Genomic DNA, 25902 nt, shown 5'->3' with positions numbered 1-25902 from the left:
TAAGCGGGTGATCCGAGCGTTTTTGATCGTTTTGCCGCTTTTAAAATCAGTGGAGACTGAAGTCAGCCAGAAATGCATGGCTACTTCAGAGTATCCTTAGCGGTGTCCACCCCTAGGGAAAACCAGAGGTCTTAAATGGAATTTCGGCAGCTTCGCTATTTCATCGCGGTCGCAGAAGAGGGAAATATCGGTGCTGCGGCAAGACGCCTGCATATTTCCCAGCCGCCCATTACCCGCCAAATACAGGCCCTGGAACAGGATCTCGGCGTGGTGCTGTTTGAACGCACGCACCGCGGCGTCGAATTGATGGCAGCGGGTACAACATTTTTAGAGGATGCCAGGCGCCTACTGCACGTTGCCGAGATCTCAAGGGTGAGATCACGTGCAGCATCGCGCGGTGAAATCGGGGAATTGCGCGTCGCCTATTTCGGAACCGTCGTTTTGCATACGCTACCGCTACTGCTGCGGCAACTCTTGTCGGTTGCTCCCTCGGCAACTGTGTCCTTGACGCAGATGAGCAAGAACCGCCAGATTGAAGCGCTGGACGCTGGCACCATCGATATCGGGTTCGGGCGTTTCTACCCCTATCAGGAGGGTGTAGTTGTCCGAAACGTAACCAATGAGAGGCTATTTCTGGGTGCGCAAAAGTCGCGCGCTCGCTCGTTTGGTGAGCAAGTTCATTGCAGCGCGCTTCGTAACGAGCCCTTGATCCTGTTCCCGCGAGAAGGACGCCCCAGTTTCGCAGACGAAGTCATCGGCGTATTCAAAAACGCGCGAGTGGAGCCAAAGGTTGTCGCCATAGTTGAAGACGTCAATGCAGCCATGGCTCTGGCGTTGGCCGGCGTCGGCGTGACAATTGTTCCCGAGACAGTAGCCATGATTTCGTGGCCTGACTTCGGCTTCACTGAACTCGTGGGCTCCAAGGCCACTGTACCGGTCAGTTGTATCTACCGTCACGATCACATTGCGCCGATTCTGAAAACATTCTTGAACTTGCTACCTATTCGAGAATCGCAATAGATGCCAATCGTTAGGTTGTCGAGCCCGCAATTCGGCATAACACTGGCCGTAAAGCGGGCATCAATCGCTGTACTCCAACTCTTACTGCGACATGGCTCACGCTAAAAGGAAGGCACGCGCAGCGAGGGCAATGCCCGACGCAATCAGCGCCGGGCCACCGCTATCAGTACTCCGAAGCCGACCAGCCGCCCGCCGAAGGCACGGTCGATCCAATGGCGGAAAGCCAGCAGACGATCGCGCACGGCACCGGCAGAGAAGCATAAGGCCACCAGGCTAAACCAGCCCATGTGCGCCGCAGCGATGAAAGCGCCATAGCCAATCTGCACTGCCAGCGGAGTGTCGGGCCGCACCACCTGCATAAACAGGCTGACGATGAATACCGTGGCTTTGGGGTTCAGCGTATTGGTCAGGAAACCGGTACGCAGCGCAGCGCCATCCGAGAGCGGCGCCATACGCTTTTCGGTCAGTGCGCCGCCAGCTTTCGTGCACAGCATTTTTATGCCGAGATAAATTAGATAGGCAGCACCGACCAGTTGATGGGGCTCTGTTGCAAAGATTGGCGGCAGTCAGAGGTAGGCTGTCGCTCTGCGCCGATCAGGCGGCTGCTGCGAAATGGTGGTTGAGCATGCCCATGGCCTCCGTCAGCGCCGAGGGCCCAATGCCAAAAGCTCTCTCCACAAGGCGCACCTCGCCCCTGATGCCGGGCTGCAGGCACCAGGGGCGAGCCTGTCCTTTGCGCAGGGCTCGCATGACTTCGAATCCCTTGATCGTGGCATAGGCCGTGGGGATCGATTTGAAACCGCGCACCGGCTTGATCAGTATCTTGAGCTTTCCGTGATCGGCCTCGATCACGTTATTGAGATACTTCACCTGCCGGTGGGCCGTCTCCCGGTCCAGCTTTCCTTCGCGCTTCAATTCGGTGATCGCTGCACCATAGCTCGGCGCTTTGTCGGTATTGAGCGTGGCAGGCTTTTCCCAGTGCTTCAGGCCTCGCAGGGCCTTGCCCAGGAACCGCTTCGCTGCCTTGGCGCTGCGGGTCGGCGACAGGTAGAAATCGATCGTGTCGCCCCGCTTGTCGACTGCCCGGTACAGGTAGGTCCACTTGCCCCGCACCTTGACGTAGGTTTCATCCAGGCGCCAGCTCGGATCAAAGCCACGCCGCCAGAACCAGCGCAGCCGCTTCTCCATCTCCGGGGCGTAGCACTGGACCCAGCGATAGATCGTCGTATGGTCGACCGAAATGCCGCGTTCCGCCAGCATTTCCTCAAGGTCGCGATAGCTGATCGGATAGCGACAATACCAGCGCACCGCCCACAGGATCACATCACCCTGGAAATGGCGCCACTTGAAATCCGTCATCGTTCCGTCCGTCCAATCTCCGCCAAGCATGCTCAAGCTTCACGATTTTTGCAACAGAGCCCGCGCCCTCAAGGCTAAATTACCGGCGGTGCTTTGTCTCACCGTCGTTGGCACAGAGGGCCGGCCTGAGAATGCGATACGGCGCTGTTGTTGAGAAACTAAGTGTACTATCCCAGGCCGGCACGACAGCCGCCACCAGATCCGCTTTACTAGCAAGTCTCATGCCAAGGCTTCCGCGTTCGACGAGCGAATCAAATCACGCAGTTTCACGCTGGTATCAGCGAGCTGTTCGGAACGGATAGTCGCCCTGTTATCGACCAATGTCTTGGCCAATGCGAAGTCCTTTGGAGCGTCGATAGCAACAGCGGCCACTAATCGCCCCTCGCATATTCGAAAAAACAGTGCGGCACCTTCTCCCGGAGTGCCACGGAATACATATTCGCCCGCTCCTTCGATATCGCCAGCCATCTGCATTCGATGACCCGCAATTTCGGTCCACGACAAAGGAGTTTGCGGCGCTTCGACTGCGGTCCCCATTATTGCTGCTGCGACGGCGGCCGCCTGAGTCTGGCAATTGAGATAAGTCTCAAGCGACCGTTGGCCGCCGTCGAGGAGTGGCCATGTAGCAGCATCGCCGACCGCGTAAATTCCGTTGGAGGACGAAGCGCCATAACCGTTGACAATCACCCCGCGGTTACAGGCTAAGCCTGCCTCGCTTGCCAGCTCGTCGACGGGTTGGGCGCCGATGCAGATCAGTGCACAATCGGCGTCGAACCGCCGTCCGTCGCTACTGATGACCTCGCGAAGGCGACCTTCTCCAACAAATTCGACAACGCCTGTGTTCAATACAACATTGATACCAAGAGCGCCCAATCTGCCTCTACACCATGCTCCGATCGTCCTTCCTAGTACTCGAGCTAACAGCTCGTCAGCCGCCTCAAGAATAGTTACCTCCAGTCCTAACTTATGAGCCGTGGTAGCCACCTCACAGCCAATCAAACCGCCTCCCATAACGACAAGGCGCGCTCCCCGGATACAACTGAGTTTAAGCCTCTGCACATCGTCAAAATCACGGAGGGTCATAACTCCAGACAGATCCACGCCGGGCAAAGTAGGAACGCGTGCGCGACTACCGGTAGCGATGACTATCCCATCAGCTCTCATGACACGGCCGTCATCTAACGTAACTTCCTGGCGCGCAGCCTGAATCTGCGTTACAGATCTCCCGAACATAGTTTCGACTCTGGCCTCTTCGAACCAGCCCTCTGGCGTTAGCGGGGGAGGGCTTCCAATATCTCCGCTGAGCACCGCCTTTGATAGCGAAGGTCGGTCGTAGGGCATATATGGCTCTCGTCCAATCAAGCAAATGCCCTCCTGGTATCCTTGCGCCCGCAAAGCTTGAGCGGTGCTGACGCCAGCTATGCCACTACCGATGATGATGATTTGTTTCATGAGGACTTGACCTCTCCTCCATCAAGATCGACGAGAACGTCATCACCATCGACTTTGACAGGAAACACTCGAAGCGCCTGGCACGGCGGCATGGCTTTGACCTTACCGGTCCGGACACAAAACTTGCCCCAATGGAGAGTGCATTCCACTATGTCGCCATCGAGATACCCATCAGAGAGGGACCAATCTCCATGAGTGCACGTGTCCTGAACCGCGAAAAATTCCCCGCCAACGTTGCATATGAGGACGGGCTCTGACCCGCCCTCATAACGATGCATTTCGCCTTTCGGTAGATTCTTTCGCTCTATTACTTTCGTGTATCCCACAATCCGATCCTCAGAAGAAGAAGCTTAAGTTATTCGACAGAATTGTGGACTGGTCGATCAGGATCGTGCGATTGACGATTTCAAAGCCGGCATCAGTACGGGTTCGACGCAGGCGATCTCGACGTTCGCCAGCAAAGATGTCGAGTTGACGCTCCAACCGATTACGGTAGACGATGAATGCTGCGGACACTTCATACTCGCCGGACCTATCCCCTTCTTCGATCATTACGTTAGAGATAACATGACGGGTGCGCGAAGCGGGGTTCTCAGACCATCCAACGTCAGATGTTATCTTCCGGATGCGCCCAGTCATCATTTGATGATCGTCATCGAAGTGGGCGAAGCTGCGCGAGTCACCAAACTCGTTTCTTGCTTCCCGCATGACACGAGTCGTACGGATTGGCATGAAATAGTGGATATCTTGGGCCAAGAGAGAGAACCACTCTTCATATCGACGATCATCAAGAAGCCTCGCTTCCCAATAATAGAATTGTTCGATCTCGTGCTGTAGATTCAGCGGCACGAGGCGGGGCTTCATCTGTCCACTTTCTGTTGTTACCGACATGCTCACATCCCCCTCCTTGTGTCGCTTTCTTGCGAATAGCCGGCCGATTGTTCTACGGAATCGGTATGGATGCCGTTTGAGTCCAACTTATTTACCGATCCAGGACGCGTCTGATTCAATGCCGCCCAATTCGGCGAGGTCATCATACGCGCCCAGTGCGTATAGAAGCCACGCACCGCGTTCTCGTTGTAGATATAGCCAATGCGGCCTGGGTAGTCCGGGTGGCTTCCCTCGTCCCTGCCGATTCCCATGGAAACGGCGAATGGTCTGCTCCGTGCTTTATAGCCTTTCAATACTTGCTGAATCTCGACCCAGTTCTCGCCGTCGTCCTGCTCGAACACTCCGCCTGCTGAAAACGTGCGCATGGACTGCCTACGAAATTCATCCTTGATCTCGTCTGAAGCATCCGCATCCACGACCGCAAAATTCCACACTTCCATCTCATTGGGTCCGCGGGGATGCCACATTCGGAAAAAGTTGGCGCCTGCAAGTAAGGAGAGGTTTGGAAACACTGTCATGTGCATGAGGCCCATCTGTGCTTGCGTCGTGGCACCGAAACGCAGCGCAGCCTTTTCAGCAGCGGCACCTTTAGTCCAGTAATCGACTATTTTCTCACTGCTCGTCGCAGCCATCATATTGGTGTCGTCCACGAAGAATCCTGCGCCATGCCCCCCCCATAATGCGCGGTACTGATGACCTTTCGTCGGCAGCGACAGATCACTCAGGCCCTTGTCAGCTGGCAGCCCGGCGAGAACGCCCGAAATGTGAGAGGTCGTACCTGCGTGATACATGTCACTACAGGATTGTTCTGCCCCAAACTTCCAGTTACAGGGGACTACCCATTTCTCAATGCCGGGAATAGCGACCGTGCCAGCCTCTGTCCGGTCGAGTATAGTGTCCAGATAGAATCTAGCTTCGCCCAGATAGGTGGCTAAATCCGGCGCCTCGGTATCCCAATTCGCGAAGATCAAGCCTTTATACGTTTCGACACGTGCCTGAAGCGGTCCCGATTCTTTCTTGTCCAACGTCGGAAAGCACTCGCTGTAGGGAACATCTACCAACGTTCCCGCAGTGTCGTACGCCCAACCGTGATAGCTACAGGTAAACGACTTAGCATTGCCGCAATCTGCTCGACAAAGCCGCATTCCTCGGTGACTACATTGATTGAGAAAGACTCGGATGCTAGCGTCCTTCTGCCGAACGACAAGCACCGGATCCTCACCCATATAGTTGGTCATGAAGTCGCCGGCCTTTGCGATCTGCGATTCGTGCCCCAACAACAGCCACGATTTTGCGAAGATCCGCTCGAGCTCCAATTGATAAAGAGCTTCGTCTGTATAGATGCGTGGGTCAACCCATCCGTGCTGTTCACTCACCAATGCGGCTATATCTTCTTCCGCCCATTTCGTCGCTTCCGAGGCAGTGCGGACGTTATCGGTCATAGTTTTCATGGTCATATCTCCGTTTCAACATTGAAGTCACTCATAACAGATCGTTCTGGCATCGCCTCGCCCGGCTCGCCCGGCCATGAGTCTAGGAAGCTCAGAACCGCATAGCTCTGCTTCTGCACCGTGGTAAACGACATCTGGATGGGACGCGAAGCTGGGACGTCCACCAGCGTCACATCGATCGCTTCGATCTTCATGCCACTGTCTCCGTAGCCGACTTGCGTTGCTCGGCCTGCTCACGCTCGATTACGAAGTCCAGGGTCATGACCCGCACCCCGTCCTCGATCGTCTCGGGCGTAATCAGGTCGGGGGTGACGCCGTGACAGCAGTCATCGTCCACCCATTTGCCCCCTTCGAAGTAGTATTGCGTGGTCAACGGTTCGAAACCGTCCTTGCGCACCTTGAAGTGCACGTGCGCGGGACGCCACGTATGGCTTCCCATCATTTCAAGCAGCGCGCCGGTCGGTCCCTTGTTCTGGATCTGGTACGGGGCGGGCATGGTGGTGCGCACGGCGTACTTGCCCTGCGCATCGGCCACGACCTTGCCGCGGTACAAGTCGGTCGGGATCTGGTCATGAAAGCCGCTGTACTTGCCGTCGGGCGTGGAGTGCCACACGTCGATGACAGCGCCAGCGAGCAACTCGCCCGTGTCCGAGCGCACCGTACCGCGAATGATCAGCGGTTTGTGGTCGTCGGTATCGTAGGTCTTGAGGACGCCTTCAACTACAGGAGCACCTTCCAGGAAGTACGGCCCCTGGATCGCAGGCGCAGAGGTCCGCGAGCGCCACGCCTTGCCTTCGATGATGGTGCTGTTCAGGAAAACGTCCAGAAGCAGCGCGGTTTCCCGCGTCTGTGCGACCTCGGTGAGATAGTCGACACCCGCGCGGTATTCGGCTTCCGTGACGCGCTTGTCCAGCAAAATTTTGCGTACTGCCTCGACGATCGCGCCTGCGACCTCGGCAACTCGTTTATCCATGACTCGTCTCCTTTCAAGATCTCATGGTTGAAACACCGATGAGTTGGTGCTTCAAACATGAATGCTAAGATTCGCGTGTCATGCTGTCCAATACCTTTTTTTAGCCTTTGCAATACGGGATCGGTATGGCTTAGCGGTGTCCACCCCTAGGGAAAACCAGAGGTCTTAAATGGAATTTCGGCAGCTTCGCTATTTCATCGCGGTCGCAGAAGAGGGAAATATCGGTGCTGCGGCAAGACGCCTGCATATTTCCCAGCCGCCCATTACCCGCCAAATACAGGCCCTGGAACAGGATCTCGGCGTGGTGCTGTTTGAACGCACGCACCGCGGCGTCGAATTGACGGCAGCGGGTACAACATTTTTAGAGGATGCCAGGCGCCTACTGCACGTTGCCGAGATCTCAAGGGTGAGATCACGTGCAGCATCGCGCGGTGAAATCGGGGAATTGCGCGTCGCCTATTTCGGAACCGTCGTTTTGCATACGCTACCGCTGCTGCTGCGGCAACTCTTGTCGGTTGCTCCCTCGGCAACTGTGTCCTTGACGCAGATGAGCAAGAACCGCCAGATTGAAGCGCTGGACGCTGGCACCATCGATATCGGGTTCGGGCGTTTCTACCCCTATCAGGAGGGTGTAGTTGTCCGAAACGTAACCAATGAGAGGCTATTTCTGGGTGCGCAAAAGTCGCGCGCTCGCTCGTTTGGTGAGCAAGTTCATTGCAGCGCGCTTCGTAACGAGCCCTTGATCCTGTTCCCGCGAGAAGGACGCCCCAGTTTCGCAGACGAAGTCATCGGCGTATTCAAAAACGCGCGAGTGGAGCCAAAGGTTGTCGCCATAGTTGAAGACGTCAATGCAGCCATGGCTCTGGCGTTGGCCGGCGTCGGCGTGACAATTGTTCCCGAGACAGTAGCCATGATTTCGTGGCCTGACTTCGGCTTCACTGAACTCGTGGGCTCCAAGGCCACTGTACCGGTCAGTTGTATCTACCGTCACGATCACATTGCGCCGATTCTGAAAACATTCTTGAACTTGCTACCTATTCGAGAATCGCAATAGATGCCAATCGTTAGGTTGTCGACCCCGCAATTCGGCATAACACTGGCCGTAAAGCGGGCATCAATCGCTGTACTCCAACTCTTACTGCGACATGGCTCACGCTAAAAGGAAGGCACGCGCAGCGAGGGCAATGCCCGACGCAATCAGCGCCGGGCCACCGCTATCAGTACTCCGAAGCCGACCAGCCGCCCGCCGAAGGCACGGTCGATCCAATGGCGGAAAGCCAGCAGACGATCGCGCACGGCACCGGCAGAGAAGCATAAGGCCACCAGGCTAAACCAGCCCATGTGCGCCGCAGCGATGAAAGCGCCATAGCCAATCTGCACTGCCAGCGGAGTGTCGGGCCGCACCACCTGCATAAACAGGCTGACGATGAATACCGTGGCTTTGGGGTTCAGCGTATTGGTCAGGAAACCGGTACGCAGCGCAGCGCCATCCGAGAGCGGTGCCATACGCTTTTCGGTCAGTGCGCCGCCAGCTTTCGTGCACAGCATTTTTATGCCGAGATAAATTAGATAGGCAGCACCGACCAGTTGATGGTGTTAAACAACCAAAGCGATTGCTGGATTAGCAGGCCCACGCCGATCAACGTATAGGTGATATGTACCAGTATGCCTAAGCCTATGCCCAATGCGGTCAGCACGCCCGCGCGGCGCGACAGCATCAAGCTATTGCGCGTAACCGTTGCAAAGTCCGGCCCAGGGCTGATGACGGCCAGCAAGGTGATTGTGACGACAGCTATTAATTCGGTCATTGGCGTATCCGGTCGGAAACAATGAAATTAAGGCAGATGATATTCAAAATCAACGTGAAGGAATATCGATCTTTCCGGCCAATAATGGAGAACTGAATTCGACATCTTCCGGTACGCGTCAGCCTTCCTAGCGGGTGCTACGCTGTTTCGAGGCTGCCGCCCACTTGGAGAATTCAGCCGTGCGATGGTCGAGTCGCATCTAACCCACGGCGCAGTCAACCGCGTGGCACGTTCACTCGAAAACGCATCGCGGTAGCGTGAGCAGCGTAGCCGGCGCGTATTCCTGACCAATCCAGTCCTCAAGAGCGCGTCCACTATGCAGCACTCGCCCTTGCGACCTGCAACGCTCTTCGCTCGAATCGCTCCACAACGGAACTGGTTGGCTCCTGGGGCCGCTGCAGGTGTGTCACGATCTCGTAGGGGCCATCGATGAGCGGCCGCATCGTGATCCCCCATCTGTGAGCGTGCTCGATGCGCGATTGCGCGGACACCCCGACGCCGTAGCCGGCCGCGACCCACGTGGCCAACAGGCCAAACGAAGTGACGTACCGGATGTTCTGTCGACCTGTCGGCAGGGGCGTGGAAAGCCGCTCATCCAACTTGGAACAGATTTCCGCCTGCCAGCGATACAGGGCGAAGTCCAGCAGATCGGCGATCGTGAGTGTCGCCTGATCAAGCAATGGAAATCGTAGCGGCATGGCGACGGCCATGCACTCGGCCCACAACGGCTGCGCTTTAAGCGCCGCGTCGCTCGATACCTGAATTGAAACCCCCGCGTCGTAACGGCCGTCATGTAGTCCCGCATGCAGATCGCGACCTGAAACCTCAAAGAAGGCGAGAGCGACATCGGGCTCTTCCGCGCGTTGCAGCGCCAGCAGTGCCGACAACTGTGGCGACGGCGCGCCTGGCGCTATGGCGAGCCTGAGACGGGGGGACTGGCCGGTAGCGTTGTGCATAAGGGCACCGCAGAGGCGGCTAATCAGGTCAAGGAGGAGCCCATATGATAAGCAAGAGTGAACTTTAACGTCTATAAATTTAACGTGGTTAATTTCAGAGGTTTGTCCGACGCTTCTGCAAATGCAGAAGCCCACTATTCAGCCAGGCCGCCCCGCTGGCACATCGACGTATGAATCCGAACCAGCGTTGGCCTTCGGACAGGCCGTGCGCGTTGCGCGCGTCGCTCAAGGTATTGCTCAAGACGAATTTGCATCCCGGGCAGGCATCTCGCGCTCGCACATGGGCAAGATCGAGCGCGGGGAGCACGTGCCCACGCTTCCTGTCATATTGAAAATTGCCATGGCGCTCAGAATAAGCGCCGCTGACCTGATGGCTGCAACGGAGCACTACCTTGGCATCGGCGCCCGGACCGATTCTTGAAGCTGAACGTCCGTGGTTGGCTCTGTCAGCCACCTAGATTCTCACGTAGGCGGACGAGATCACGCAGACGAACGATGAAGCGCTCCAACGACGCCGGCACGTCATCGCCGCCGCCGAGTCGGAGCAGATAGGTCGTGATTACTGCCGAATCCACCGCCAGGGGGCGGGTCAGCACATCTGGTCGTGGACTGACAGCAACCCTGGTCGCCGTCGTGAAGCCGACGCCAAAGCCCGCGCTGACCAAGGTAAGCATCATCTCCAGCGAAGATACGTGCTCGACCACATTCGGTTCGCGCTCCAGAAGCAGTAGAAGCCGAGCCAGTTCACGGCAGTAACCTTCGCACACCTGTGGATCGCAGAGTACAAGGGGATGGCCGCCGAGTTCATGGAGCGGGACTGCCTTGTGGGCAAGCAGCTCATGCCTGACAGGTACTGCGATCACCAGCGGGTCTTGCCAGATCGGCTCAGCAACAATGCCCTCGCCGACTTCGGCCGTGTGCGCGAACCCGAGGGTGAAGTCGCCGGCTCGCAGGCCACGCAGTTGCTCGGACAAAGGTACCTCGGACAAGCGGATCTCGATGTCTGGCTCTTCAGCGCGGCAACTGGCGAGAAAATCCGATAGCCAGGGATCGATCGCGCCATCGGATACTGCGATGCGCAGGCTGCCTCGCGAGCCCGCCGCAACGGCCTTGGCATTCTCTCTTGCTTGCTCCAGGACGGTGAACAATCGGCGAGTGTCTTGCAGGAACGCGGTGCCTGCTGCGGTCAACCGGGTTCCCCTGCGGTCCCGATCAAAGAGCAAGACCCCTAGCTCATCTTCCAACTCCTTGATGGCCCGGGATAAGGGGGGCTGCTCGATATGCAGACGTTCGGCGGCACGAGTGAAATGCAGTTCTTCAGCGAGGGCAACAAAGTAGCGAAGGTGACGTAGCTCCATGAAGCGCCCCCGATTCCCGTTTCACGGCCGTGGTTCTGTGAGGGACAACGGTTTGCTATCGAGGTCAAGTTGAAGCGCGTCCTGATTGCACAATTGCGGCAGGCGCAATAAGGCATGTATCTCGCTTTGTTTGAGCGCCGCCGTCAATTCCGCAAGCGCGGAGCGCCAATGAGACTTCAACTCGTCTATCGCCTTGTTTCCGCGCTCAGTCAGAACAATTTCGATCACTCTTCGATCGTGCGGGCGATCGGCGCGCTCTTGCGCCGCTCTCTGGATCATGCCCTTCTTCTCAAGCCGATCTAACAGCCTCGTCACCGAAGAGGAATCGACTACCAGACTACGAACCAACGTGCTGGGCGTACATGCTGGAATAGCCGACATGTGGTGTAGCGCCATCACTTGAACCGCAGTCAAACCAAATGGAGCAGCCAAGCGATTCAGCACTTGATTCCGTGCAGCAAAAAGTCGCGTGATGGCCGTAGAAAGCTCCATCAGCCGAAGGGCCGCATCAAATTGCTGTGTGCCGCTTGACCCACTCGTCATCATGATCGGGAGCGTTTACTGGACGCTTCCTCACGGCGGCCATAGGCACGCATGAATGTCACCACCGCCGCGTTCGCCCACTGGTCAATCTGCGCCGAGGAAGGCGCGGCATCCGGATGGGTCAGACACTGAAGCTGAGGCTCGCCCCGAACCAGGTTGATAAACAGACTGGCAGCCGTCTCACGGCCAATCTCACCAAGATCGACCTCACCGGATGCCGCTGCGTTAGCCAGTTGCTCGGCCACCATCGTCGTCATGACCTGCGGGCCAGCCAGGTAGAACGTCCGTGCGAGCTTGGGAAAGCGCGGGCCTTCAGCGATCACGACGCGAAAGACGGCCAACCCGCTGGGCGAAAGCACGATGTCCAGGTAGGCCCGGGCTAACATGGTCAACGTCTCTCGCAGCTTTCCAGGGCGGAACTCGATGCCATGCACCGTGTTCGTGAACGCCGCACATTCGGCCTCGATCACCGCTGTGAAGAGGGCTTCCTTGTTCGCGTAGTGTGCGTATACCGTGGACTTCGACACCCCAGCCTCGCGCTGGATCATGTCGGTAGTTGCCGCGCTGAACCCATGGGTCAGGAAGACGTGGCGTGCCGCGCGCAGGACGGTAAGAGCCTTGGCGTTCAGCTCGCCGCTGCTCGGTGGCAAGGTGGTCATGACTTGGTTAGTGCGTTGCATCTGCATGGAGCGGGATTCCCGACACAAGGGCCTAGATGAAGCATAGTACCAAACCGCTCGGTACGCTTCAACTTTGAATAGCACATTCCCTAGCGCGCCGGCGCATTGCTTATATCGACTTGTGAGATAGCTGCCAGTTTGATCTTAATTGCGCTATGGCACACCGAGCGATTCGGTACACCAGCGTGCTGCATCCGCCAGTGGTAGACGAGTAGTGTCTGGCCAGCGTCGGCGCAGTTCATTCCTGCCAGCGGGCTCTTCCGACCTTGACGAGGATGCCGCCAACGACTTGCCCAAAAGAGCTGCTGCGACAGCAGCCCAATTGCAGGCCACGCAGCTCGTGCTGTGGTGAGATGCCGAGATTGGCAGGCAGCGACGGCCGTCAATCGGATGAGGACAACGCAAAGCCGCGATCAGGGCTTTCCGTGAAGTGCGCCTAGAGGAATTGCACCGACGAAGGTGGGCGAGTGAAGGCGACATCCCGACTCCAACCGTATTTGCTGGCCAGAAGGACATCAATCCGTCGCTCTAAAAGGAACTCTCGCACTGCAACAGCGGGGTTGCCAGTCAGTTGCCTAACTCCTTCGCCGACAGCGTGAGCGTCGCCGCGCCGCATGATTCGGTCCGTTGCTACCAGTCCTGCTGCAATCGATGCCGGCACGCCGGCGCCCGTGAGCGTTGCCAGGACGACGTCGTCATCGACATGGGCAGGCTCGATGTGTGCACCAAAGATGAGGTTGATCTCGCGCACAAGTTCACCCATAGAAAAGTCTTGCGTGCCCGAAATAACCAAGTCAGCGCCTGGCAGAGTGTGTGCATTTAGTGCAGCAGCACTGGCACTGAAAGCGTCGTCACGTAAAACGTAGCTCGTACGGCCCTTGCCTGCGGAAGTCGGCCATACACCGGATCTCAGGGCTATCGGCAACCGATGAAAAATGCAGTCGGCCAGGGTGCCAATGCGTAAGATCGTAAATCCAATACCGCTTTGCGCAATGAGGCGCTCCGAGGCCAGATGCCGATATGCCCAGGGCAGCGAGACGGCCGCCACCGAGGGATAGATAAGGTGTTGTACGCGCTCCTGGATTGCAGCCTGCACAATCGCTTGTACCTGAGCCAAGTGGTACACGGCAGCATCAGCCCTACTGGCCGGCACTATCAAAAGTCGATCGACCCCATGCAGCGCATCTCTGAGCAAAGCGGCATCGTGAAAGTCGACTTTCAAATTTGTCGAGTGTCGTGAGGCAAGCTGGGTAACCTGCTTTGCGTGCAAGCCTTGTGCGACGATGGAGGTGGTTCCTGCGCCAAGCAGTACCTCTGCCATCCGGCGACTAGGCACGGCGCCAGAAGCAGTGAGGATGCGAATATAGGAGAAATCGAACATGATTAATTCCCGCGGCGTAGATCAAATCAGATGCCACCACAAGATAACAGCGCTCCGGCTGCAAAGCTCAATCAATGCACGAGCAACTCCAGCTTGCACCAGACCCGTCTAAACGCATGGGCCAACTAAAACGGCGGTTGGGCGCCTATTTGCCGGAACGAAGACGCTTGTGCAGGTGACCGGCAATGCTGGCAGCAATCAATCCGCCAATTAACGAGATGTGTTCAAGTGCAACATACAAGGCGGGCATTGCTTCCGCCTCGGGGAGAGCCCAAAAGCGATGTACCACAACAATCGTAAGGAACAAAAAAAAGCCCAGTGCTCCAGCGCCAACCCATAAGAGTCGATCCAGCAGCAATAGTGCAGACCCGCCTAGCATCGTTACGATCGTTGCTATATTGAACAGACCTTCTGGCGATAATCCAGCCCCTCGCATTTCAGCCAGCCCGCCCTCAAAGTCTATGAGTTTGGCCAATCCGGAGGATAGAAAAACTACCGCTAAAAGCACGCGGGCTACCAGCCAAAGCCAGCGACTACCCAGAATGGAATCGACGATGTTACGCATGCACTCTTACTCCAGTACGTGAGAATGGTCAAAAAATTGAGAGCACCGGCCTGCCGTCGGCTCAACCGTGAACCGCCAGAACACTGCTTCGATGTGCTCAGCCGACATATCCCTAGCCGTAGTGCGCAGTAAATGGGTAACCTTCATCGTGCTTCCCATATATTTTCATGAAGATATCTATTCCTCGTCTGACCCGCTGCGTTATCTCATTCGCTTTCATGGGTTGACGAACACCAAGCTTGATTTCGAGGTTAACGAACCCGAGCCAAAGACCGGTCAACGCATCGGCGGCATAAGCTGCGTCATCAGTTTCAATCTGACCGCTCGCTACAGCGTCCGCGATCATCTTCGTCAGCAAACGTTGACCGCGACCTGGGCCTAGATCAAAAAATCGCTTGGGTAGCTCGGTTTGATGGGCTTCCAGAGAGGCGATCAATCGATCCCAGCCGAGCAGGTCACGGTGGTTGATGAATCTGACGAACTGCACCCCAAACTCAAACAGCGCATCTGCGATGGGGGCCTTAGCCAGCCGGACAAGCTGCTCATCCGTGATGGTCATGTCCGACTCTCGTCGGATCACGGCTTCGATAAGAGCGTTCTTATCCGCGAAATTCGCGTAGACGGTCGCCTTTGCGATGCCGGCGCTCGCCGCGATTTCATCTATCGTGACGTCAGGACCGCGGGCCAGGAGCAATGCGCGTGCAGCGTCCAGCAAAGCTGTTTTCTTCGCATCGTCTTTCGGTCTTCCGCGGGGCCGTTTCTCTCTTGTCATGAAATGCTCCAGCTTTGCGTATCACGGCAAAGGCAGCGTCGAAAGAATGCCCGCAAGCATGAGGCCACCCACGACAGTGATGTGCTCAAGCGCGATATGAAACTCACCCGTGCGTTTTGGTTCTTCGAACTTCCAAAAAGGATGACCTATGGGAATTGTGAGAAGAAGAAAGACCGTCAAGCCAAAAGCACCAATCCATCCAAGTCCAGCGAAATTCGTGATCACCAGCGCCGAGCCAGTGAGCTGGGTAGCCATTGTTGCAATCGCAAATAAGCGAGGCGATGGCAAGTTTGCATCGATCATCTCCTGAACAATGACTTTGAAGTTGAAGACACCGAACAGGCCTGCCGTCCAGAACACGAAGGTCAGCACGACCTTGGCGACCACCAAGGTGACGGGATGAGTGAGCAGCGGCGTGAAGAAGCTTTCCATGGCGCACCAAGCACATTTAGCAGACTTGCGAGTATAGTAAATAGATTGAGCCAGGGCAAGGTACACGTGGCAAGTCGGAGGGACATGAGGCCCATGCGGGGTTTTGGGCGTGATTGCAGGCACGGGCTCGAACGAAGAACCATTGCTCCGTCGATGCAACGCCGTGCCCACTCTGGTCGAACACGGACTGTGCGAATGACGCGGCGGCGTCATCGCCCGGACCATGCGTGCACATGCCGTCCAATCGAGGACCGGAGAGCAGGAGCAGGGCCGACAGCGCCGGTCGTGATGCCAGCCTGGGCAACGCCGTCCCGCCAGTCTCCTCCGGCATCGGGCGCGCATCCATCGTGCTCCGTCACTTTGTCGAGCGGCAGTGACGGAGGATGGACGATGACATGGAACTCACGCCTACTGACTGACGCTCATTGATGGAACACCACCTGAGCGGGGGAATGTCTCGGCTCAATTGCTCGCGTCCGATCAGGCTCGATCACTGTCTTCGGCGATCAAGCGTAGGCACTTGACGAAAAGGCCGCGGTACTCCTCTGGCAGGCGAGCGAGCAGCTGGTCTTCAACGGATCCATCGCGTGGCATCACTCGATTGAGCAACTCGATTCCCGCAGGTGCCACGTAGAGCTGGTAGGCGCGAGCATCGGAGGGTGATGGTCTGCGCTCGATCAAACCACTGCTGCTCATCCGTCGAACCATCTCGGCCACCGTGTTGCGATCCATCGCCAAGCGTTCAGATAGCGCGCTCTGGCTGAGGCCTGGCTCCTGGTAAAGCAACACCAGGGTCGCCTTCTGCCGTGGCGTGACCCCTTCCTCGGAAAACGCATTGGCGAAGATCTCCTCGGCCTTGAAGTGTGCGCGGCGTAGCAGGTGGGAAGGCACATCCTCAAGCCGGAAATGCCGAAGGAGGGCTTGAACCTCCTTCGTGAGAGCACGAGACGACGAGTTGGAATTCATTGCGGGTGGCAGTCGTATGTAGCGGTAGGTACTGAATATTACGATAGGTCCCATCATATTGACAATACGTCGTGTACGTACTATAGAGTGGACCCAGGAGGGGTTTTTTTGAGTATTTGAGGCGATAAACATAGGGTTATCACCTATATTCCGGTGCGTGGACGCCCCTTACGATAGTACGTATACGTTTCATACGGACGCAGACAATCAAAGGATCAGCGTAAACCATGCGAACCATCAAGCCAACGCCACAGGTTCTGTTGCGGCGCATCGAACGGTCAGACGCGCTCCCGCCCCCTCACTTCCGCTATTCGCCTGCAGTCCAGGTTGGCTCGGATGTCTATGTCTCGGGGCTTGTTGGTCTGGACCCGGCTACGGGCGGCCTGGCCGCTGAAACGGCTGCGGGGCAGACCCGGCAAATCTTCAGGAATATCCAAGCCCTCTGTGCGGAACAAGGTTGGTCCCTTGAGCGCGTTGTGGTGGCGCGTGTGTACTGCGCCGGCGAAGGTGCAGCAGATGGCATGAACGAGGTGTGGAGCGAATTTTTTACTCAGCTCGCTCCACCCGCCAGAACCTTCACGGTCGTGAAGTCCCTCCCGCTGGGTGCTGCGGTGGAAATCGAGTTTCAGTTGTCAATTTGAGGAGAACTGCTATGAACGAAGGCAAGATTCTGTCCGGCCTCTTGGCGCCCCATCCGCCGCATCTGGTCTATGGGGAGAACCCGCCTCAGAACGAACCGAGGTCGCAAGGCGGCTGGGAACCGCTGCGCTGGGCCTACGATCAAGTGCGCGAGAACATCGAGCATCTGAAGCCCGATGTTCTGATCGTCCATTCCCCGCACTGGATCACTCAGGTGGGCCATCATTTCCTGGGCGTACCTCGGCTTACGGGGCGCTCGGTCGATCCCATCTTTCCGAATCTGTTCCGCTACGACTTCGGCATGAACGTCGATGTGGAACTGGCCGAGGCCTGCTGCGAGGAAGCAACCAAGCTGGGTCTGGTCAGCAAGATGATGCGCAACCCGAGCTTCCGCGTGGACTACGGGACCATCACCACGCTGCACATGGTCCGCCCGCAATGGGATATCCCCGTGGTGGGGATCTCGGCCAACAACACGCCGTACTACCTCAACACCAAAGAGGGGCTGGGCGAGATGGACCTTCTCGGTCGTGCCACGCGAGAAGCTATTCGGAAGACGGGGCGGCGTGCAGTCCTTCTGGCGAGCAATACGCTGTCGCACTGGCACTTCCATGAGGAGCCTGCGCTGCCTGAGGACATGTCCAAAGAGCACCCGGAGCGCTACGACGGCTACTTGTGGGATGTACGCATGATCGAACTCATGCGCAAGGGCCACATGAAGGAAGTCTTCGAACTGCTCCCTCAGTTCATCGAAGAAGCCTTTGCTGAAATCAAGTCCGGTGCATTCACTTGGATGCACGCAGCGATGGGTTATCCCGAACTGGCCGGCAAGCTACATGGCTACGGCACCGTCATCGGCACTGGCAACGCGGTGATCGAGTGGAACCTTGAGGATGTCGGCCTTTCCCGTTTGGAGTCCGTGGCGTAAGCCGCCTGAGTCCACCATAAGCATAAGAAGCAGGAGACTTCAACATGACCATCGTTTCTGCATTCCTCCTCCCCGGCAGCCCACTGCCGCAGTTGCGGCCCGATATCACGCCTTGGGGGCGCATCCGCGAAGGCCTTTCGCGAGCCGGCAAAGCACTTGCTGAATCGAAACCCGACTGCGTGCTTGTTTATTCAACGCAATGGTTCGCGGTGCTTGACCAGCTGTGGATCACACGCGCGCGCAGCACCGGCGTGCACGTGGATGAAAACTGGCACGAATTCGGCGAGCAGGCCTTCGACATCCACTCGGACTGCGCCCTGGCCCAGCGCTGCGTAGACGCCTGCAATGCTGCGGGGATCAAGACACGCGGTGTCGATTACGACCAGTTCCCGATCGACACCGGAACGATCACCGCCACGACGCTGATGGGTTTCGGCTCAGCCAGCCTGCCGGTCGTCATCGCAGCGAACAACCTGTACCACAGCGCCGAGCAAACGGAGCAACTGGGCGCGATCGCCTCGGCTGCGTTGCAGGACAAGCGCGCGGCCGTGCTGGGAATAGGTGGCCTGTCCAACAGTGCGTTCCGCGAGAACATCGATCTGGAGAAAGACCACATCCTGTCCGAAGCCGATGACAAGTGGAACCAGCGAGTGCTGGCGCTCATGGAAAGCGGCGACATCGAGGCGATTCGCGCGATCCTTCCGCAGTACTCCACCGAGGCTCGCCCCGACATGGGCCTCAAGCACTTCTATTGGCTGCTCGGTGCCATGAACGCCAGTTTCAAGAAGGCGACGGTGCATGAGTATGCCCCGCTTTACGGCAGTGGTGGCGCTATTGTCCAGTTTGACGTCCAGTAGCGCATTATCGACAGGGCTTGCGGCGCAAGCCCAAATTTGCCTCCAAAGGAGCATTCGTTTTGAAGCAGTACAAAAACTTCATTAATGGCCGGTTCGTCGAGAGCGACAAGCGGTTTGCAGGGATCAATCCGGCGACCGGCGTTCGTTTCGCCGATGTGCACGAGGCCACCAGGGAGATGGTTGATGAGGCTGTCTCGGCCGGCCATCGGGCCGTCCGCGGCTGGGGCTCGGCCAGTGTCTCGGATCGGGCCGACATGCTGTATCGCATTGCAGACGAGATTGATCGACGCGCCGATGACTTCCTGACCGCCGAGGTCAGCGACACGGGCAAACCCGTGTCGCTCGCCTCAAAACTGGACATTCCCCGGGGCGCCGCGAACTTCCGCATCTTTGCGGATATTCTGAAGACGGCCCCGCTGGACACCTTCCGCACGGATCTGCCTGGCGGCTCCCATGCGATCAACTACGCCGTGCGCAAGCCCTTGGGCGTGGTCGGCATCATTTCTCCTTGGAACCTCCCGCTGCTCTTGTTCAGCTGGAAAGTCGCCCCCGCACTGGCCTGCGGAAATGCGGTGGTGGCCAAGCCATCGGAGGAGACGCCTGGAACCGCCACACTGCTCGCCGAGGTCATGCAGACGGTAGGGTTACCTGCTGGCGCTTTCAACCTGGTGCATGGCTTCGGCCCGAACTCGGCTGGGGAGTTCATCACCACGCATCCGGGCATCAATGCCATCACCTTCACGGGCGAGTCGAAGACGGGCACCGCCATCATGCACGCCGCTGCGGAAGGCGTGAAGCCCGTGTCGTTCGAACTGGGCGGCAAGAACGCCGCCATCATCTTCGCCGACTGCGACTTTGACAAGACCGTGGCAGGCATGACGCGCGCGGCATTCCTCAATAGCGGCCAAGTCTGCCTGTGCTCCGAGCGCATATTCGTCGAGCGGCCAATCTATGACCGCTTCGTGAAGGCACTTGCCGAACGCGCGAAACAGATCAAGCTCGGTGACCCCACCGACGAGGCGACGTGCATGGGGCCTGTCATCTCTGCCGCCCATCGCGACAAGGTGCTCAGCTACTACGCGCTGGCGCGCGAGGAAGGCGCAGAGTTCATCACAGGCGGCGGAACACCCTCTTTCGGCAACCAGCTCGATGGCGGCTTCTGGGTTGAACCGACACTACTCGCCGGCCTGCCCGACGACGCACGATGCGTCACGGAAGAGATTTTCGGGCCGATTGGTCACGTCACGCCCTTCGACTCGGAGGCAGAAGTTATCCAGCGCGCGAACGCGACGCCCTATGGCTTGGCCGCGACGATCTGGACGAGCAATGTGAACAAGGCTCATCGCGTCGCGCAGTCCATGAACGTGGGCGTCGCCTGGGTCAATGCCTGGTTCCTGCGCGACCTGCGAACCCCGTTCGGTGGCAGCGGCCTGTCGGGTATCGGCCGTGAGGGGGGGCTCCACTCGCTGAACTTCTATTCCGAGCTCACGAATGTCTGCATCCATGTAGATGCGCCGGATGGCTCCCATGACAGATAAGACCGTGAGCACGGGCGCTACATCGTCGGCCGTGGTTGAAGGCCGCTCGCAGCCGCGCGGCAAGTTTCCCCACATCAAGCGCGCCGGCGATTTTCTTTTTGTCTCAGGCACCAGCTCGCGCCGTCCCGACAACAGCTTTGTCGGCGCCGAGGCCGACCCCATGGGCGTCCTGGATGCAGATATCCGTGCGCAGACCCGCGCGGTCATCGAGAACATCCGGGCCATCCTGCAGCCCGCAGGCGCGGATCTGACGGATCTGGTCGAGCTGTCGGCCTACTTGGTCGATATGGGCGACTTCAAGGGCTACAACGAGGTTTACGCCGAGTACTTCGGCTACGACGGTCCAACCCGCACTACGGTGGCTGTCCATCAGCTGCCTCACCCGATGCTGCGCATCGAAATCAAGGCAGTGGCCTACAAGCCGCCGGCCCCAGACGCATAGAGGAAGGTTCTATCGTGACACCACAACAACGCGAAGAGGCCGCTCAGTCTCTTTATCAGGCGATGCAAAGCGGCAAACCGATCGCGCCCCTGCGCGACACGTTCCCGGACATGAACGTGGACGACGCTTACGCGATCCAGAGCATCAACACACAACGGCGAATCTCGCTGGGCCGGCGCGTGGTCGGTCGCAAGATCGGCCTGACATCCGTCGTCGTTCAACAGCAACTCGGTGTGGACGAGCCCGACTTCGGTGCTCTCTTCGATGACATGTCCTTTGGCGATGCCGAGACGATCCCTCTGTCGATTCTTCATCAACCGAAGGTCGAGGCAGAAATCGGCTTTGTCCTCGGCCGCGACCTGGACACGGAGCAGCCTACGCACCAGGAGGTCCTGCAGGCTGTGGACTACGTGGTTCCAGCGCTGGAAATCGTGGGTAGCCGCATCGCTGACTGGAACATCAAGTTCGTCGATACCGTGGCCGACAACGCTTCGAGCGGAGTCTACGTGTTGGGATCGACGCCGATTTCTCCCCGTGGCCTGGACCTGAGCTTGGTAGGAATGTGCCTGTCGCGCCGCGGGGAGCCGGTGTCTACCGGCGCAGGCGCGGCCTGCCTGGGCACCCCCCTGAACGCTGTGGTCTGGCTGGCGCGCACCATGTCCCGCCTGGGCAAGCCGCTGCGTGCCGGCGAACTCATCCTTTCGGGCGCGCTGGGCCCGATGGTCGCGGTCAAGCCGGGCGACGTGTTCGAGTGCCACATCAATGGCGTGGGAAGCGTTCGCACAGAGTTTGAATCCAACCAAATGAATGGAGTTGCGGCATGAGCGTGCACGAAGAAATCATCATCCGCCTGGACGACGCCGCAAGATACGCGCACGAGGTCCCACAGTTCGACACCGACAACACACTGAACCTGCCCGACGCCTACGAGATCCAGCGCGGCTCCATCGCCCGTCGACTTGAGCGGGGCGAGCGGCGTGTCGGCGTGAAGATGGGGTTCACCAGCCGGGCCAAGATGGTTCAGATGGGGCTGTCCGATGTCATCTGGGGCCGATTGACTGACGCCATGCAATTGGAGGAGGGCTCCAATGTCGAGCATTCGCGTTTCGTGCATCCCCGGGTCGAGCCGGAGCTGGCATTCCTGCTGAAAAAGCCTCTGGCGGGCAATGTCACCGGAGCCGAGGCGCTGGCGGCGGTCGAAGCGATTGCACCTGCTTTGGAGGTGATCGACTCCCGCTATCAGAACTTCAAGTTCACGCTGCCGGAGGTCATCGCGGACAACGCGTCTTCCAGCGGCTTCGTGGTTGGCGGCTGGCATTCGCCGGCCACGGACTTCGGCAACCTGGGGCTGGTCATGAGCCTGGACGGCCGCGCCGTGCAGGTCGGCTCCACGGCGGCGCTGCTCGGCGATCCGCTGCGCTCGCTGGTCGCCGCAGCGCGGGTTTCGGCCGCTGCGAACGAACCCTTGGAGGCCGGTTGGATCGTTCTGGCCGGGGGGGCGACGCCCGCGGAGTGGATCTATCCCGGTCAGCACATTTCGATGCGCATGCAGGGCTTGGGGAGCGTTAGCTTTCAACTGGTTTGATTGGGGTCTTGCGCGTCAAGCGCACCACCGCACTTGCAGCGTCTATATCTGGAGTTCTCTATGACCCGAAAATTCAAAGCCGCCATCATCGGCAGCGGAAACATCGGCACGGACCTGATGATCAAGATCATGCGTCACGGCCGTCACATCGAAGTAGGGGCCATGGTGGGGATCGACCCTGCCTCGGACGGTCTTGCCCGTGCTTCTCGCCTGGGCGTAGGCACCACACACGAAGGTGTAGAGGGTTTGACGCGTCTGCCCATCTTCGAGGAAATCGACTTCGTGTTCGATGCTACGAGCGCCGGGGCTCACGTCCACAACGATGCACTGCTGCGCAAGTACAAACCCGGTATCCGCGTCATTGACCTGACGCCGGCCGCCATCGGTCCGTACTGCATCCCCGTAGTCAATGGCAAACAGAACTTGGATGCGCTGAACGTCAACATGGTGACTTGCGGCGGCCAGGCAACTATCCCCATGGTAGCCGCGGTCTCTCGCGTGACCCAGGTCCACTATGGCGAGATCGTGGCTTCTATCGCTAGTAAGAGTGCCGGGCCAGGGACTCGGGCCAACATCGACGAGTTCACCGAGACAACCTCAAAGGCCATTGAAGTTGTGGGTGGCGCATCGAAAGGCAAGGCCATCATCGTGTTGAACCCCGCCGATCCGCCCTTGATCATGCGCGACACCGTGTACACGCTCAGCGACGTGGCTGACGAAGCAGCTATTGCCGATTCGGTTGCCCGGATGGCCGCCGATGTCCAGAGCTACGTGCCAGGATATCGATTGAAGCAGACCGTGCAGTTTGATCGTGTCGAGAACCTGAACGTGCCAGGCGTGGGCCGCATCTCCGGCCTGAAAACCAGCATTTTCCTGGAAGTCGAAGGCGCAGCGCACTACTTGCCGGCTTACGCGGGAAATCTCGACATCATGACCAGCGCCGGCCTTCGCACAGCCGAACAAATGGCAGCACGGATGACGGCCGGGACGGTCGCCGCCTGAACGAGGAGCACAACGATGAGCATCAACGGGAACGCCGCAGCGTCCAAGCTTTATATTTCCGACGTCACTTTGCGCGATGGAAGCCACGCTATCCGCCATCAATACTCTGTGCCTCAGGTACGTCAGATCGCCCTGGCGCTGGACGAGGCCCGCGTTGACTCCATAGAGGTCGCGCACGGGGATGGCCTTCAGGGTTCGAGCTTCAACTACGGCTTTGGCGCTCACACCGACGTGGAATGGATCGAAGCTGTAGCCGATGTTGTGAAGCACGCCAAGATCGCGACACTCCTGCTGCCAGGCATAGGCACCGTGCATGATCTGCAGGCCGCGTACAACGCCGGCGCGCGCATCGTGCGTGTCGCCACCCACTGCACTGAAGCCGATGTGTCGCGCCAGCACATCGAACTCGCTCGCAAGCTGGACATGGACACGGTGGGCTTCCTAATGATGAGTCACATGTCCTCGCCGCAAGCTCTGGCTGAGCAGGCCAAGCTCATGGAAAGCTACGGCGCGACCTGCTGCTATGTCGTCGATTCCGGCGGCGCGATGAACATGAACGATGTTCGAGATCGTGTTCTCGCGCTGCGTGAAGTCTTGCAGCCGGAAACTGCCATTGGGATTCATGCGCATCACAATCTCAGCCTCGGCGTGGCCAATTCCATCGTGGCCGTAGAAGCAGGCGCTATCCGTGTCGACGCAAGCCTGGCTGGCATGGGCGCGGGTGCCGGGAATGCGCCGTTGGAGGTATTCATCGCCGCCGCGGAACGCATGGGCTGGCAGCATGGTACGGACCTGTACAGATTGATGGATGCCGCCGATGACATCGTTCGCCCTCTGCAAGATCGTCCAGTGCGTGTTGATCGAGAGACGCTCGCGCTCGGCTATGCCGGTGTCTACAGCTCATTCCTGCGGCACGCCGAGGCCGCCGGTCACAAGTATGGTCTGAAGACGGTCGATATTCTGGTGGAGCTTGGCAAGCGTCGTATGGTTGGTGGGCAAGAAGACATGATCGTCGATGTGGCGCTCGATTTGGCACAACAGACGACAACGTAGCTAGCGGTTAGACGAATGGCATCGGGGAGCAGCTACTCGCTCCGCTCTAGGCGTTTGGGAAAACGCATTACCCATGCCGAACCTATTGAGCCGATCCACAGGAGACTACATATGAAGCTGTATCGGGAGTTCACTACGCAAGAAGAAATCGACCTCCAATGCGACTGCGAGGCGCCCCAGGATATGCGCGCCATCTGGGAATGGGTCACGTCGCACAGCAAGCTGGCGCACAGCAAGCTGGCGCGCAGCGAGTTGGACTGCTATCTGGACGAGCGCTTCGGTCCCACCGTGGATGAGACTGTCGACATTTTTCCGTCCAGTCGCACCGGCTCGCCTCTCGTCGTCTTTATCCACGGTGGCTGGTGGAGCTCGACTACCAGCAAGGAATGGAGCCTTATGGCGCGCGGACTTGTACCGCACGGCGTAACCGTGGCGGTGACCAACTACACCTGTGCCCCAAGGCATCGATCGATGAAATCATCCGACAGAGCCGCGCTGCCGTGGCTTGGTTGTACCGTAACGCGCAGCGCTACAACGTTGATCCAGACCGAATTTACGTCGCCGGCCATTCCGCAGGCGGCCATCAAGTCGGCATGATCGCTCTCACTGATTGGCAAGCTGACTATGGTCTACCGCCAGACCTCGTCAAAGGCGATGTCCCTGTTAGTGGACTTTTCGACCTGACACCGTTCCGCTATTCGTGGTTGCAGCCCAAGCTCCAACTAGACCACGACACCATTTTTCGCCAAAGTCCCTTGTTCCATGTGCCGACCGATACCTCGCGATTCCCTCTGGTGATCACCGTCGGCGGCGACGAGCCTCCAGATTTTCAGCGCCAGTCGACTGCCTTTGCCGATGCTTGGCGCGCCGCAGGCGCACAGGTTCGCCAGTTGGATCAGCACAACTGCAACCATTTCACGGCAGTCGCGGGCTTCGAAGATCCGGAGAGCCGGCTCGTGCAGGCTGTGCTGGAGCTGATGGATGGATGAATAGCGCCCCCCGAAACGCTCGGTACCACGACCGATCTGGGCGTGCCGTGCAACTATTCCGGCCACCAACTCGCCCCGTGCTCCGGGCGCCTGATGGCGTCGCGGCAGGGGAAACCGCGCTGTGCTGACGCCGCTCGAAGTGATGCAGGTCATCAGAAGGCCCGCCGTGGTGATGGCGTCCAGCGCTGCGCCGATTCGCTCGAGAAATTTTGCTACTACGCCTACGCCAATTTCAGGCGCTGCGTGCCGCCGCTGCGTTGGT

At 58.4% G+C, this 25902-nt stretch carries 31 protein-coding genes and 1 pseudogene; 14 read left to right on the top strand and 18 right to left on the bottom strand.

Going from position 1 to position 25902, the window contains the following annotated elements:
* Positions 1 to 135: 135 nt before the first annotated feature.
* Positions 136 to 1020 (top strand): LysR substrate-binding domain-containing protein, encoded by an 885-nt coding sequence (locus ACE4QZ_RS19780; RefSeq protein WP_410480144.1) that lies wholly within the window; start codon positions 136 to 138, stop codon positions 1018 to 1020.
* Positions 1021 to 1163: 143 nt separating this feature from the next.
* Here the strand turns inward: ACE4QZ_RS19780 and ACE4QZ_RS19775 are convergent, their stop codons facing one another.
* From ACE4QZ_RS19775 to ACE4QZ_RS19740, 8 genes are all read right to left on the bottom strand, one after another.
* Positions 1164 to 1514 carry a LysE family translocator gene (locus ACE4QZ_RS19775; RefSeq protein WP_012248461.1) on the bottom strand — a complete coding sequence of 117 codons (351 nt, stop codon included), beginning with the start codon at positions 1512 to 1514 and terminating at the stop codon, positions 1164 to 1166.
* Between the two features lie 100 nt (positions 1515 to 1614).
* The gene (locus tag ACE4QZ_RS19770) at positions 1615 to 2379 is read right to left on the bottom strand and encodes an IS6-like element IS6100 family transposase (RefSeq protein ID WP_001389365.1); all 765 of its coding nucleotides are present in this window, start codon (positions 2377 to 2379) and stop codon (positions 1615 to 1617) included.
* Positions 2380 to 2598: 219 nt separating this feature from the next.
* On the bottom strand, positions 2599 to 3831 hold the full coding sequence (locus ACE4QZ_RS19765; protein WP_410480143.1) for an NAD(P)/FAD-dependent oxidoreductase: 1233 nt from the start codon (positions 3829 to 3831) through the stop codon (positions 2599 to 2601).
* A complete protein-coding gene (locus ACE4QZ_RS19760) occupies positions 3828 to 4109 on the bottom strand; it encodes a non-heme iron oxygenase ferredoxin subunit (RefSeq protein WP_410480463.1) in 282 nt (93 codons plus the stop codon). The genes ACE4QZ_RS19765 and ACE4QZ_RS19760 overlap by 4 nt, the downstream gene beginning before the upstream one ends.
* A gap of 58 nt (positions 4110 to 4167) precedes the next feature.
* On the bottom strand, positions 4168 to 4722 hold the full coding sequence (locus ACE4QZ_RS19755) for an aromatic-ring-hydroxylating dioxygenase subunit beta (RefSeq protein WP_410480462.1): 555 nt from the start codon (positions 4720 to 4722) through the stop codon (positions 4168 to 4170).
* A gap of 2 nt (positions 4723 to 4724) precedes the next feature.
* Complete coding sequence (locus tag ACE4QZ_RS19750; RefSeq protein WP_410480142.1) at positions 4725 to 6173, bottom strand: aromatic ring-hydroxylating dioxygenase subunit alpha; 1449 nt, start codon at positions 6171 to 6173, stop codon at positions 4725 to 4727.
* A gap of 2 nt (positions 6174 to 6175) precedes the next feature.
* Complete coding sequence (locus tag ACE4QZ_RS19745; protein ID WP_410480141.1) at positions 6176 to 6367, bottom strand: hypothetical protein; 192 nt, start codon at positions 6365 to 6367, stop codon at positions 6176 to 6178.
* Entirely contained in the window at positions 6364 to 7146 is a 783-nt protein-coding gene (locus ACE4QZ_RS19740) for a chlorocatechol 1,2-dioxygenase (protein ID WP_410480140.1), read from the bottom strand. The genes ACE4QZ_RS19745 and ACE4QZ_RS19740 overlap by 4 nt, the downstream gene beginning before the upstream one ends.
* 169 nt (positions 7147 to 7315) lie before the next feature.
* On the opposite strand from ACE4QZ_RS19740, the gene ACE4QZ_RS19735 reads away from it, so the two are divergent.
* Positions 7316 to 8200: a LysR substrate-binding domain-containing protein gene (locus ACE4QZ_RS19735; RefSeq protein ID WP_410480139.1), complete on the top strand. Its 885-nt coding sequence runs from the start codon at positions 7316 to 7318 to the stop codon at positions 8198 to 8200.
* 143 nt (positions 8201 to 8343) lie between these two features.
* Here ACE4QZ_RS19735 and ACE4QZ_RS19730 read toward each other — a convergent pair.
* Positions 8344 to 8954: pseudogene (locus ACE4QZ_RS19730) on the bottom strand (LysE family translocator).
* 314 nt (positions 8955 to 9268) lie between these two features.
* On the bottom strand, positions 9269 to 9910 hold the full coding sequence (locus ACE4QZ_RS19725) for a substrate-binding domain-containing protein (RefSeq protein ID WP_011489351.1): 642 nt from the start codon (positions 9908 to 9910) through the stop codon (positions 9269 to 9271).
* A 121-nt stretch (positions 9911 to 10031) separates the two neighbouring features.
* Between ACE4QZ_RS19725 and ACE4QZ_RS19720 the strand changes: the two genes are divergently transcribed.
* Positions 10032 to 10331, top strand: coding sequence for a helix-turn-helix domain-containing protein (locus ACE4QZ_RS19720; protein ID WP_011489350.1), 300 nt, complete (start codon positions 10032 to 10034; stop codon positions 10329 to 10331).
* A 25-nt stretch (positions 10332 to 10356) separates the two neighbouring features.
* On the opposite strand, the gene ACE4QZ_RS19715 is transcribed toward ACE4QZ_RS19720, so the two are convergent.
* The 8 genes from ACE4QZ_RS19715 to ACE4QZ_RS19680 all read right to left on the bottom strand — a co-directional run bounded on the left by ACE4QZ_RS19715 (position 10357) and on the right by ACE4QZ_RS19680 (position 16532).
* A complete protein-coding gene (locus ACE4QZ_RS19715; protein WP_011489349.1) occupies positions 10357 to 11268 on the bottom strand; it encodes a LysR family transcriptional regulator in 912 nt (303 codons plus the stop codon).
* Positions 11269 to 11289: 21 nt separating this feature from the next.
* Positions 11290 to 11814: a MarR family winged helix-turn-helix transcriptional regulator gene (locus tag ACE4QZ_RS19710; protein WP_410480138.1), complete on the bottom strand. Its 525-nt coding sequence runs from the start codon at positions 11812 to 11814 to the stop codon at positions 11290 to 11292.
* The gene (locus tag ACE4QZ_RS19705) at positions 11811 to 12497 is read right to left on the bottom strand and encodes a TetR/AcrR family transcriptional regulator (protein WP_011489347.1); all 687 of its coding nucleotides are present in this window, start codon (positions 12495 to 12497) and stop codon (positions 11811 to 11813) included. The genes ACE4QZ_RS19710 and ACE4QZ_RS19705 overlap by 4 nt, the downstream gene beginning before the upstream one ends.
* 430 nt (positions 12498 to 12927) lie before the next feature.
* A complete protein-coding gene (locus ACE4QZ_RS19700) occupies positions 12928 to 13872 on the bottom strand; it encodes an NAD(P)H-binding protein (RefSeq protein ID WP_038457521.1) in 945 nt (314 codons plus the stop codon).
* Between the two features lie 145 nt (positions 13873 to 14017).
* Positions 14018 to 14437 (bottom strand): DoxX family protein, encoded by a 420-nt coding sequence (locus tag ACE4QZ_RS19695; protein WP_011489345.1) that lies wholly within the window; start codon positions 14435 to 14437, stop codon positions 14018 to 14020.
* A gap of 112 nt (positions 14438 to 14549) precedes the next feature.
* Entirely contained in the window at positions 14550 to 15209 is a 660-nt protein-coding gene (locus ACE4QZ_RS19690) for a TetR/AcrR family transcriptional regulator (protein ID WP_011489344.1), read from the bottom strand.
* 21 nt (positions 15210 to 15230) lie between these two features.
* Positions 15231 to 15641: a DoxX family protein gene (locus ACE4QZ_RS19685; RefSeq protein ID WP_020205766.1), complete on the bottom strand. Its 411-nt coding sequence runs from the start codon at positions 15639 to 15641 to the stop codon at positions 15231 to 15233.
* A gap of 480 nt (positions 15642 to 16121) precedes the next feature.
* Positions 16122 to 16532 carry a MarR family winged helix-turn-helix transcriptional regulator gene (locus ACE4QZ_RS19680; protein WP_274147209.1) on the bottom strand — a complete coding sequence of 137 codons (411 nt, stop codon included), beginning with the start codon at positions 16530 to 16532 and terminating at the stop codon, positions 16122 to 16124.
* A gap of 302 nt (positions 16533 to 16834) precedes the next feature.
* Between ACE4QZ_RS19680 and ACE4QZ_RS19675 the strand changes: the two genes are divergently transcribed.
* The 11 genes from ACE4QZ_RS19675 (at position 16835) to ACE4QZ_RS19625 (ending at position 25640) form a co-directional block, all read left to right on the top strand.
* A complete protein-coding gene (locus tag ACE4QZ_RS19675) occupies positions 16835 to 17248 on the top strand; it encodes a RidA family protein (RefSeq protein WP_011489341.1) in 414 nt (137 codons plus the stop codon).
* Between the two features lie 11 nt (positions 17249 to 17259).
* Positions 17260 to 18174, top strand: a complete 915-nt coding sequence (locus ACE4QZ_RS19670; protein WP_011489340.1) for a tRNA U-34 5-methylaminomethyl-2-thiouridine biosynthesis protein — start codon at positions 17260 to 17262, stop codon at positions 18172 to 18174.
* A gap of 44 nt (positions 18175 to 18218) precedes the next feature.
* A complete protein-coding gene (locus ACE4QZ_RS19665) occupies positions 18219 to 19031 on the top strand; it encodes a tRNA U-34 5-methylaminomethyl-2-thiouridine biosynthesis protein (RefSeq protein WP_011489339.1) in 813 nt (270 codons plus the stop codon).
* Positions 19032 to 19090: 59 nt separating this feature from the next.
* A complete protein-coding gene (locus ACE4QZ_RS19660) occupies positions 19091 to 20569 on the top strand; it encodes a 2-hydroxymuconic semialdehyde dehydrogenase (protein ID WP_011489338.1) in 1479 nt (492 codons plus the stop codon).
* The gene (locus tag ACE4QZ_RS19655; RefSeq protein WP_038457523.1) at positions 20559 to 21011 is read left to right on the top strand and encodes a RidA family protein; all 453 of its coding nucleotides are present in this window, start codon (positions 20559 to 20561) and stop codon (positions 21009 to 21011) included. Before ACE4QZ_RS19660 ends, ACE4QZ_RS19655 begins: the two co-directional genes overlap by 11 nt.
* A 14-nt stretch (positions 21012 to 21025) precedes the next feature.
* Entirely contained in the window at positions 21026 to 21835 is an 810-nt protein-coding gene (gene mhpD / locus ACE4QZ_RS19650) for a 2-keto-4-pentenoate hydratase (protein ID WP_011489336.1), read from the top strand.
* Positions 21832 to 22596 (top strand): 2-keto-4-pentenoate hydratase, encoded by a 765-nt coding sequence (locus tag ACE4QZ_RS19645; RefSeq protein ID WP_011489335.1) that lies wholly within the window; start codon positions 21832 to 21834, stop codon positions 22594 to 22596. Before mhpD ends, ACE4QZ_RS19645 begins: the two co-directional genes overlap by 4 nt.
* 60 nt (positions 22597 to 22656) lie before the next feature.
* Positions 22657 to 23598 (top strand): acetaldehyde dehydrogenase (acetylating), encoded by a 942-nt coding sequence (locus ACE4QZ_RS19640; RefSeq protein ID WP_175202451.1) that lies wholly within the window; start codon positions 22657 to 22659, stop codon positions 23596 to 23598.
* A 15-nt stretch (positions 23599 to 23613) separates the two neighbouring features.
* Positions 23614 to 24651 carry a 4-hydroxy-2-oxovalerate aldolase gene (dmpG, locus tag ACE4QZ_RS19635; RefSeq protein WP_011489333.1) on the top strand — a complete coding sequence of 346 codons (1038 nt, stop codon included), beginning with the start codon at positions 23614 to 23616 and terminating at the stop codon, positions 24649 to 24651.
* 111 nt (positions 24652 to 24762) lie between these two features.
* Positions 24763 to 25248, top strand: coding sequence for a hypothetical protein (locus ACE4QZ_RS19630; protein ID WP_254604638.1), 486 nt, complete (start codon positions 24763 to 24765; stop codon positions 25246 to 25248).
* Positions 25152 to 25640: an alpha/beta hydrolase gene (locus ACE4QZ_RS19625; RefSeq protein WP_231401701.1), complete on the top strand. Its 489-nt coding sequence runs from the start codon at positions 25152 to 25154 to the stop codon at positions 25638 to 25640. The genes ACE4QZ_RS19630 and ACE4QZ_RS19625 overlap by 97 nt, the downstream gene beginning before the upstream one ends.
* Positions 25641 to 25902: the final 262 nt, after the last annotated feature.

Source organism: Pseudomonas sp. DCA-1, assembly GCF_046523955.1.
In the GTDB taxonomy this organism is placed as follows: Bacteria; Pseudomonadota; Gammaproteobacteria; order Pseudomonadales; family Pseudomonadaceae; genus Aquipseudomonas; species Aquipseudomonas putida_Y.
Note: the sequence above shows the minus strand (reverse complement) of the source record. Positions and strands in the feature narration are given on the sequence as shown.

Bases quoted from the DNA above. Each gene is read 5' to 3' on its own strand.
- dmpG (WP_011489333.1), top strand. From the start codon at position 23,614: ATGAGCATCAACGGGAACGCCGCAGCGTCCAAGCTTTATATTTCCGAC.
- ACE4QZ_RS19705 (WP_011489347.1), bottom strand. From the start codon at position 12,497: ATGCAGATGCAACGCACTAACCAAGTCATGACCACCTTGCCACCGAGC.
- ACE4QZ_RS19655 (WP_038457523.1), top strand. From the start codon at position 20,559: ATGACAGATAAGACCGTGAGCACGGGCGCTACATCGTCGGCCGTGGTT.
- ACE4QZ_RS19695 (WP_011489345.1), bottom strand. From the start codon at position 14,437: ATGCGTAACATCGTCGATTCCATTCTGGGTAGTCGCTGGCTTTGGCTG.
- ACE4QZ_RS19675 (WP_011489341.1), top strand. From the start codon at position 16,835: ATGCGAACCATCAAGCCAACGCCACAGGTTCTGTTGCGGCGCATCGAA.
- ACE4QZ_RS19750 (WP_410480142.1), bottom strand. From the start codon at position 6,173: ATGAAAACTATGACCGATAACGTCCGCACTGCCTCGGAAGCGACGAAA.
- ACE4QZ_RS19665 (WP_011489339.1), top strand. From the start codon at position 18,219: ATGACCATCGTTTCTGCATTCCTCCTCCCCGGCAGCCCACTGCCGCAG.
- ACE4QZ_RS19715 (WP_011489349.1), bottom strand. From the start codon at position 11,268: ATGGAGCTACGTCACCTTCGCTACTTTGTTGCCCTCGCTGAAGAACTG.
- ACE4QZ_RS19740 (WP_410480140.1), bottom strand. From the start codon at position 7,146: ATGGATAAACGAGTTGCCGAGGTCGCAGGCGCGATCGTCGAGGCAGTA.
- ACE4QZ_RS19640 (WP_175202451.1), top strand. From the start codon at position 22,657: ATGACCCGAAAATTCAAAGCCGCCATCATCGGCAGCGGAAACATCGGC.
- ACE4QZ_RS19770 (WP_001389365.1), bottom strand. From the start codon at position 2,379: ATGACGGATTTCAAGTGGCGCCATTTCCAGGGTGATGTGATCCTGTGG.
- ACE4QZ_RS19725 (WP_011489351.1), bottom strand. From the start codon at position 9,910: ATGCACAACGCTACCGGCCAGTCCCCCCGTCTCAGGCTCGCCATAGCG.
- ACE4QZ_RS19710 (WP_410480138.1), bottom strand. From the start codon at position 11,814: ATGATGACGAGTGGGTCAAGCGGCACACAGCAATTTGATGCGGCCCTT.
- ACE4QZ_RS19745 (WP_410480141.1), bottom strand. From the start codon at position 6,367: ATGAAGATCGAAGCGATCGATGTGACGCTGGTGGACGTCCCAGCTTCG.
- ACE4QZ_RS19720 (WP_011489350.1), top strand. From the start codon at position 10,032: ATGCAGAAGCCCACTATTCAGCCAGGCCGCCCCGCTGGCACATCGACG.
- ACE4QZ_RS19775 (WP_012248461.1), bottom strand. From the start codon at position 1,514: ATGCTGTGCACGAAAGCTGGCGGCGCACTGACCGAAAAGCGTATGGCG.
- ACE4QZ_RS19755 (WP_410480462.1), bottom strand. From the start codon at position 4,722: ATGTCGGTAACAACAGAAAGTGGACAGATGAAGCCCCGCCTCGTGCCG.
- ACE4QZ_RS19780 (WP_410480144.1), top strand. From the start codon at position 136: ATGGAATTTCGGCAGCTTCGCTATTTCATCGCGGTCGCAGAAGAGGGA.
- ACE4QZ_RS19685 (WP_020205766.1), bottom strand. From the start codon at position 15,641: ATGGAAAGCTTCTTCACGCCGCTGCTCACTCATCCCGTCACCTTGGTG.
- ACE4QZ_RS19645 (WP_011489335.1), top strand. From the start codon at position 21,832: ATGAGCGTGCACGAAGAAATCATCATCCGCCTGGACGACGCCGCAAGA.
- ACE4QZ_RS19670 (WP_011489340.1), top strand. From the start codon at position 17,260: ATGAACGAAGGCAAGATTCTGTCCGGCCTCTTGGCGCCCCATCCGCCG.
- ACE4QZ_RS19630 (WP_254604638.1), top strand. From the start codon at position 24,763: ATGAAGCTGTATCGGGAGTTCACTACGCAAGAAGAAATCGACCTCCAA.
- ACE4QZ_RS19735 (WP_410480139.1), top strand. From the start codon at position 7,316: ATGGAATTTCGGCAGCTTCGCTATTTCATCGCGGTCGCAGAAGAGGGA.
- ACE4QZ_RS19760 (WP_410480463.1), bottom strand. From the start codon at position 4,109: ATGCATCGTTATGAGGGCGGGTCAGAGCCCGTCCTCATATGCAACGTT.
- ACE4QZ_RS19765 (WP_410480143.1), bottom strand. From the start codon at position 3,831: ATGAAACAAATCATCATCATCGGTAGTGGCATAGCTGGCGTCAGCACC.
- ACE4QZ_RS19700 (WP_038457521.1), bottom strand. From the start codon at position 13,872: ATGTTCGATTTCTCCTATATTCGCATCCTCACTGCTTCTGGCGCCGTG.
- ACE4QZ_RS19690 (WP_011489344.1), bottom strand. From the start codon at position 15,209: ATGACAAGAGAGAAACGGCCCCGCGGAAGACCGAAAGACGATGCGAAG.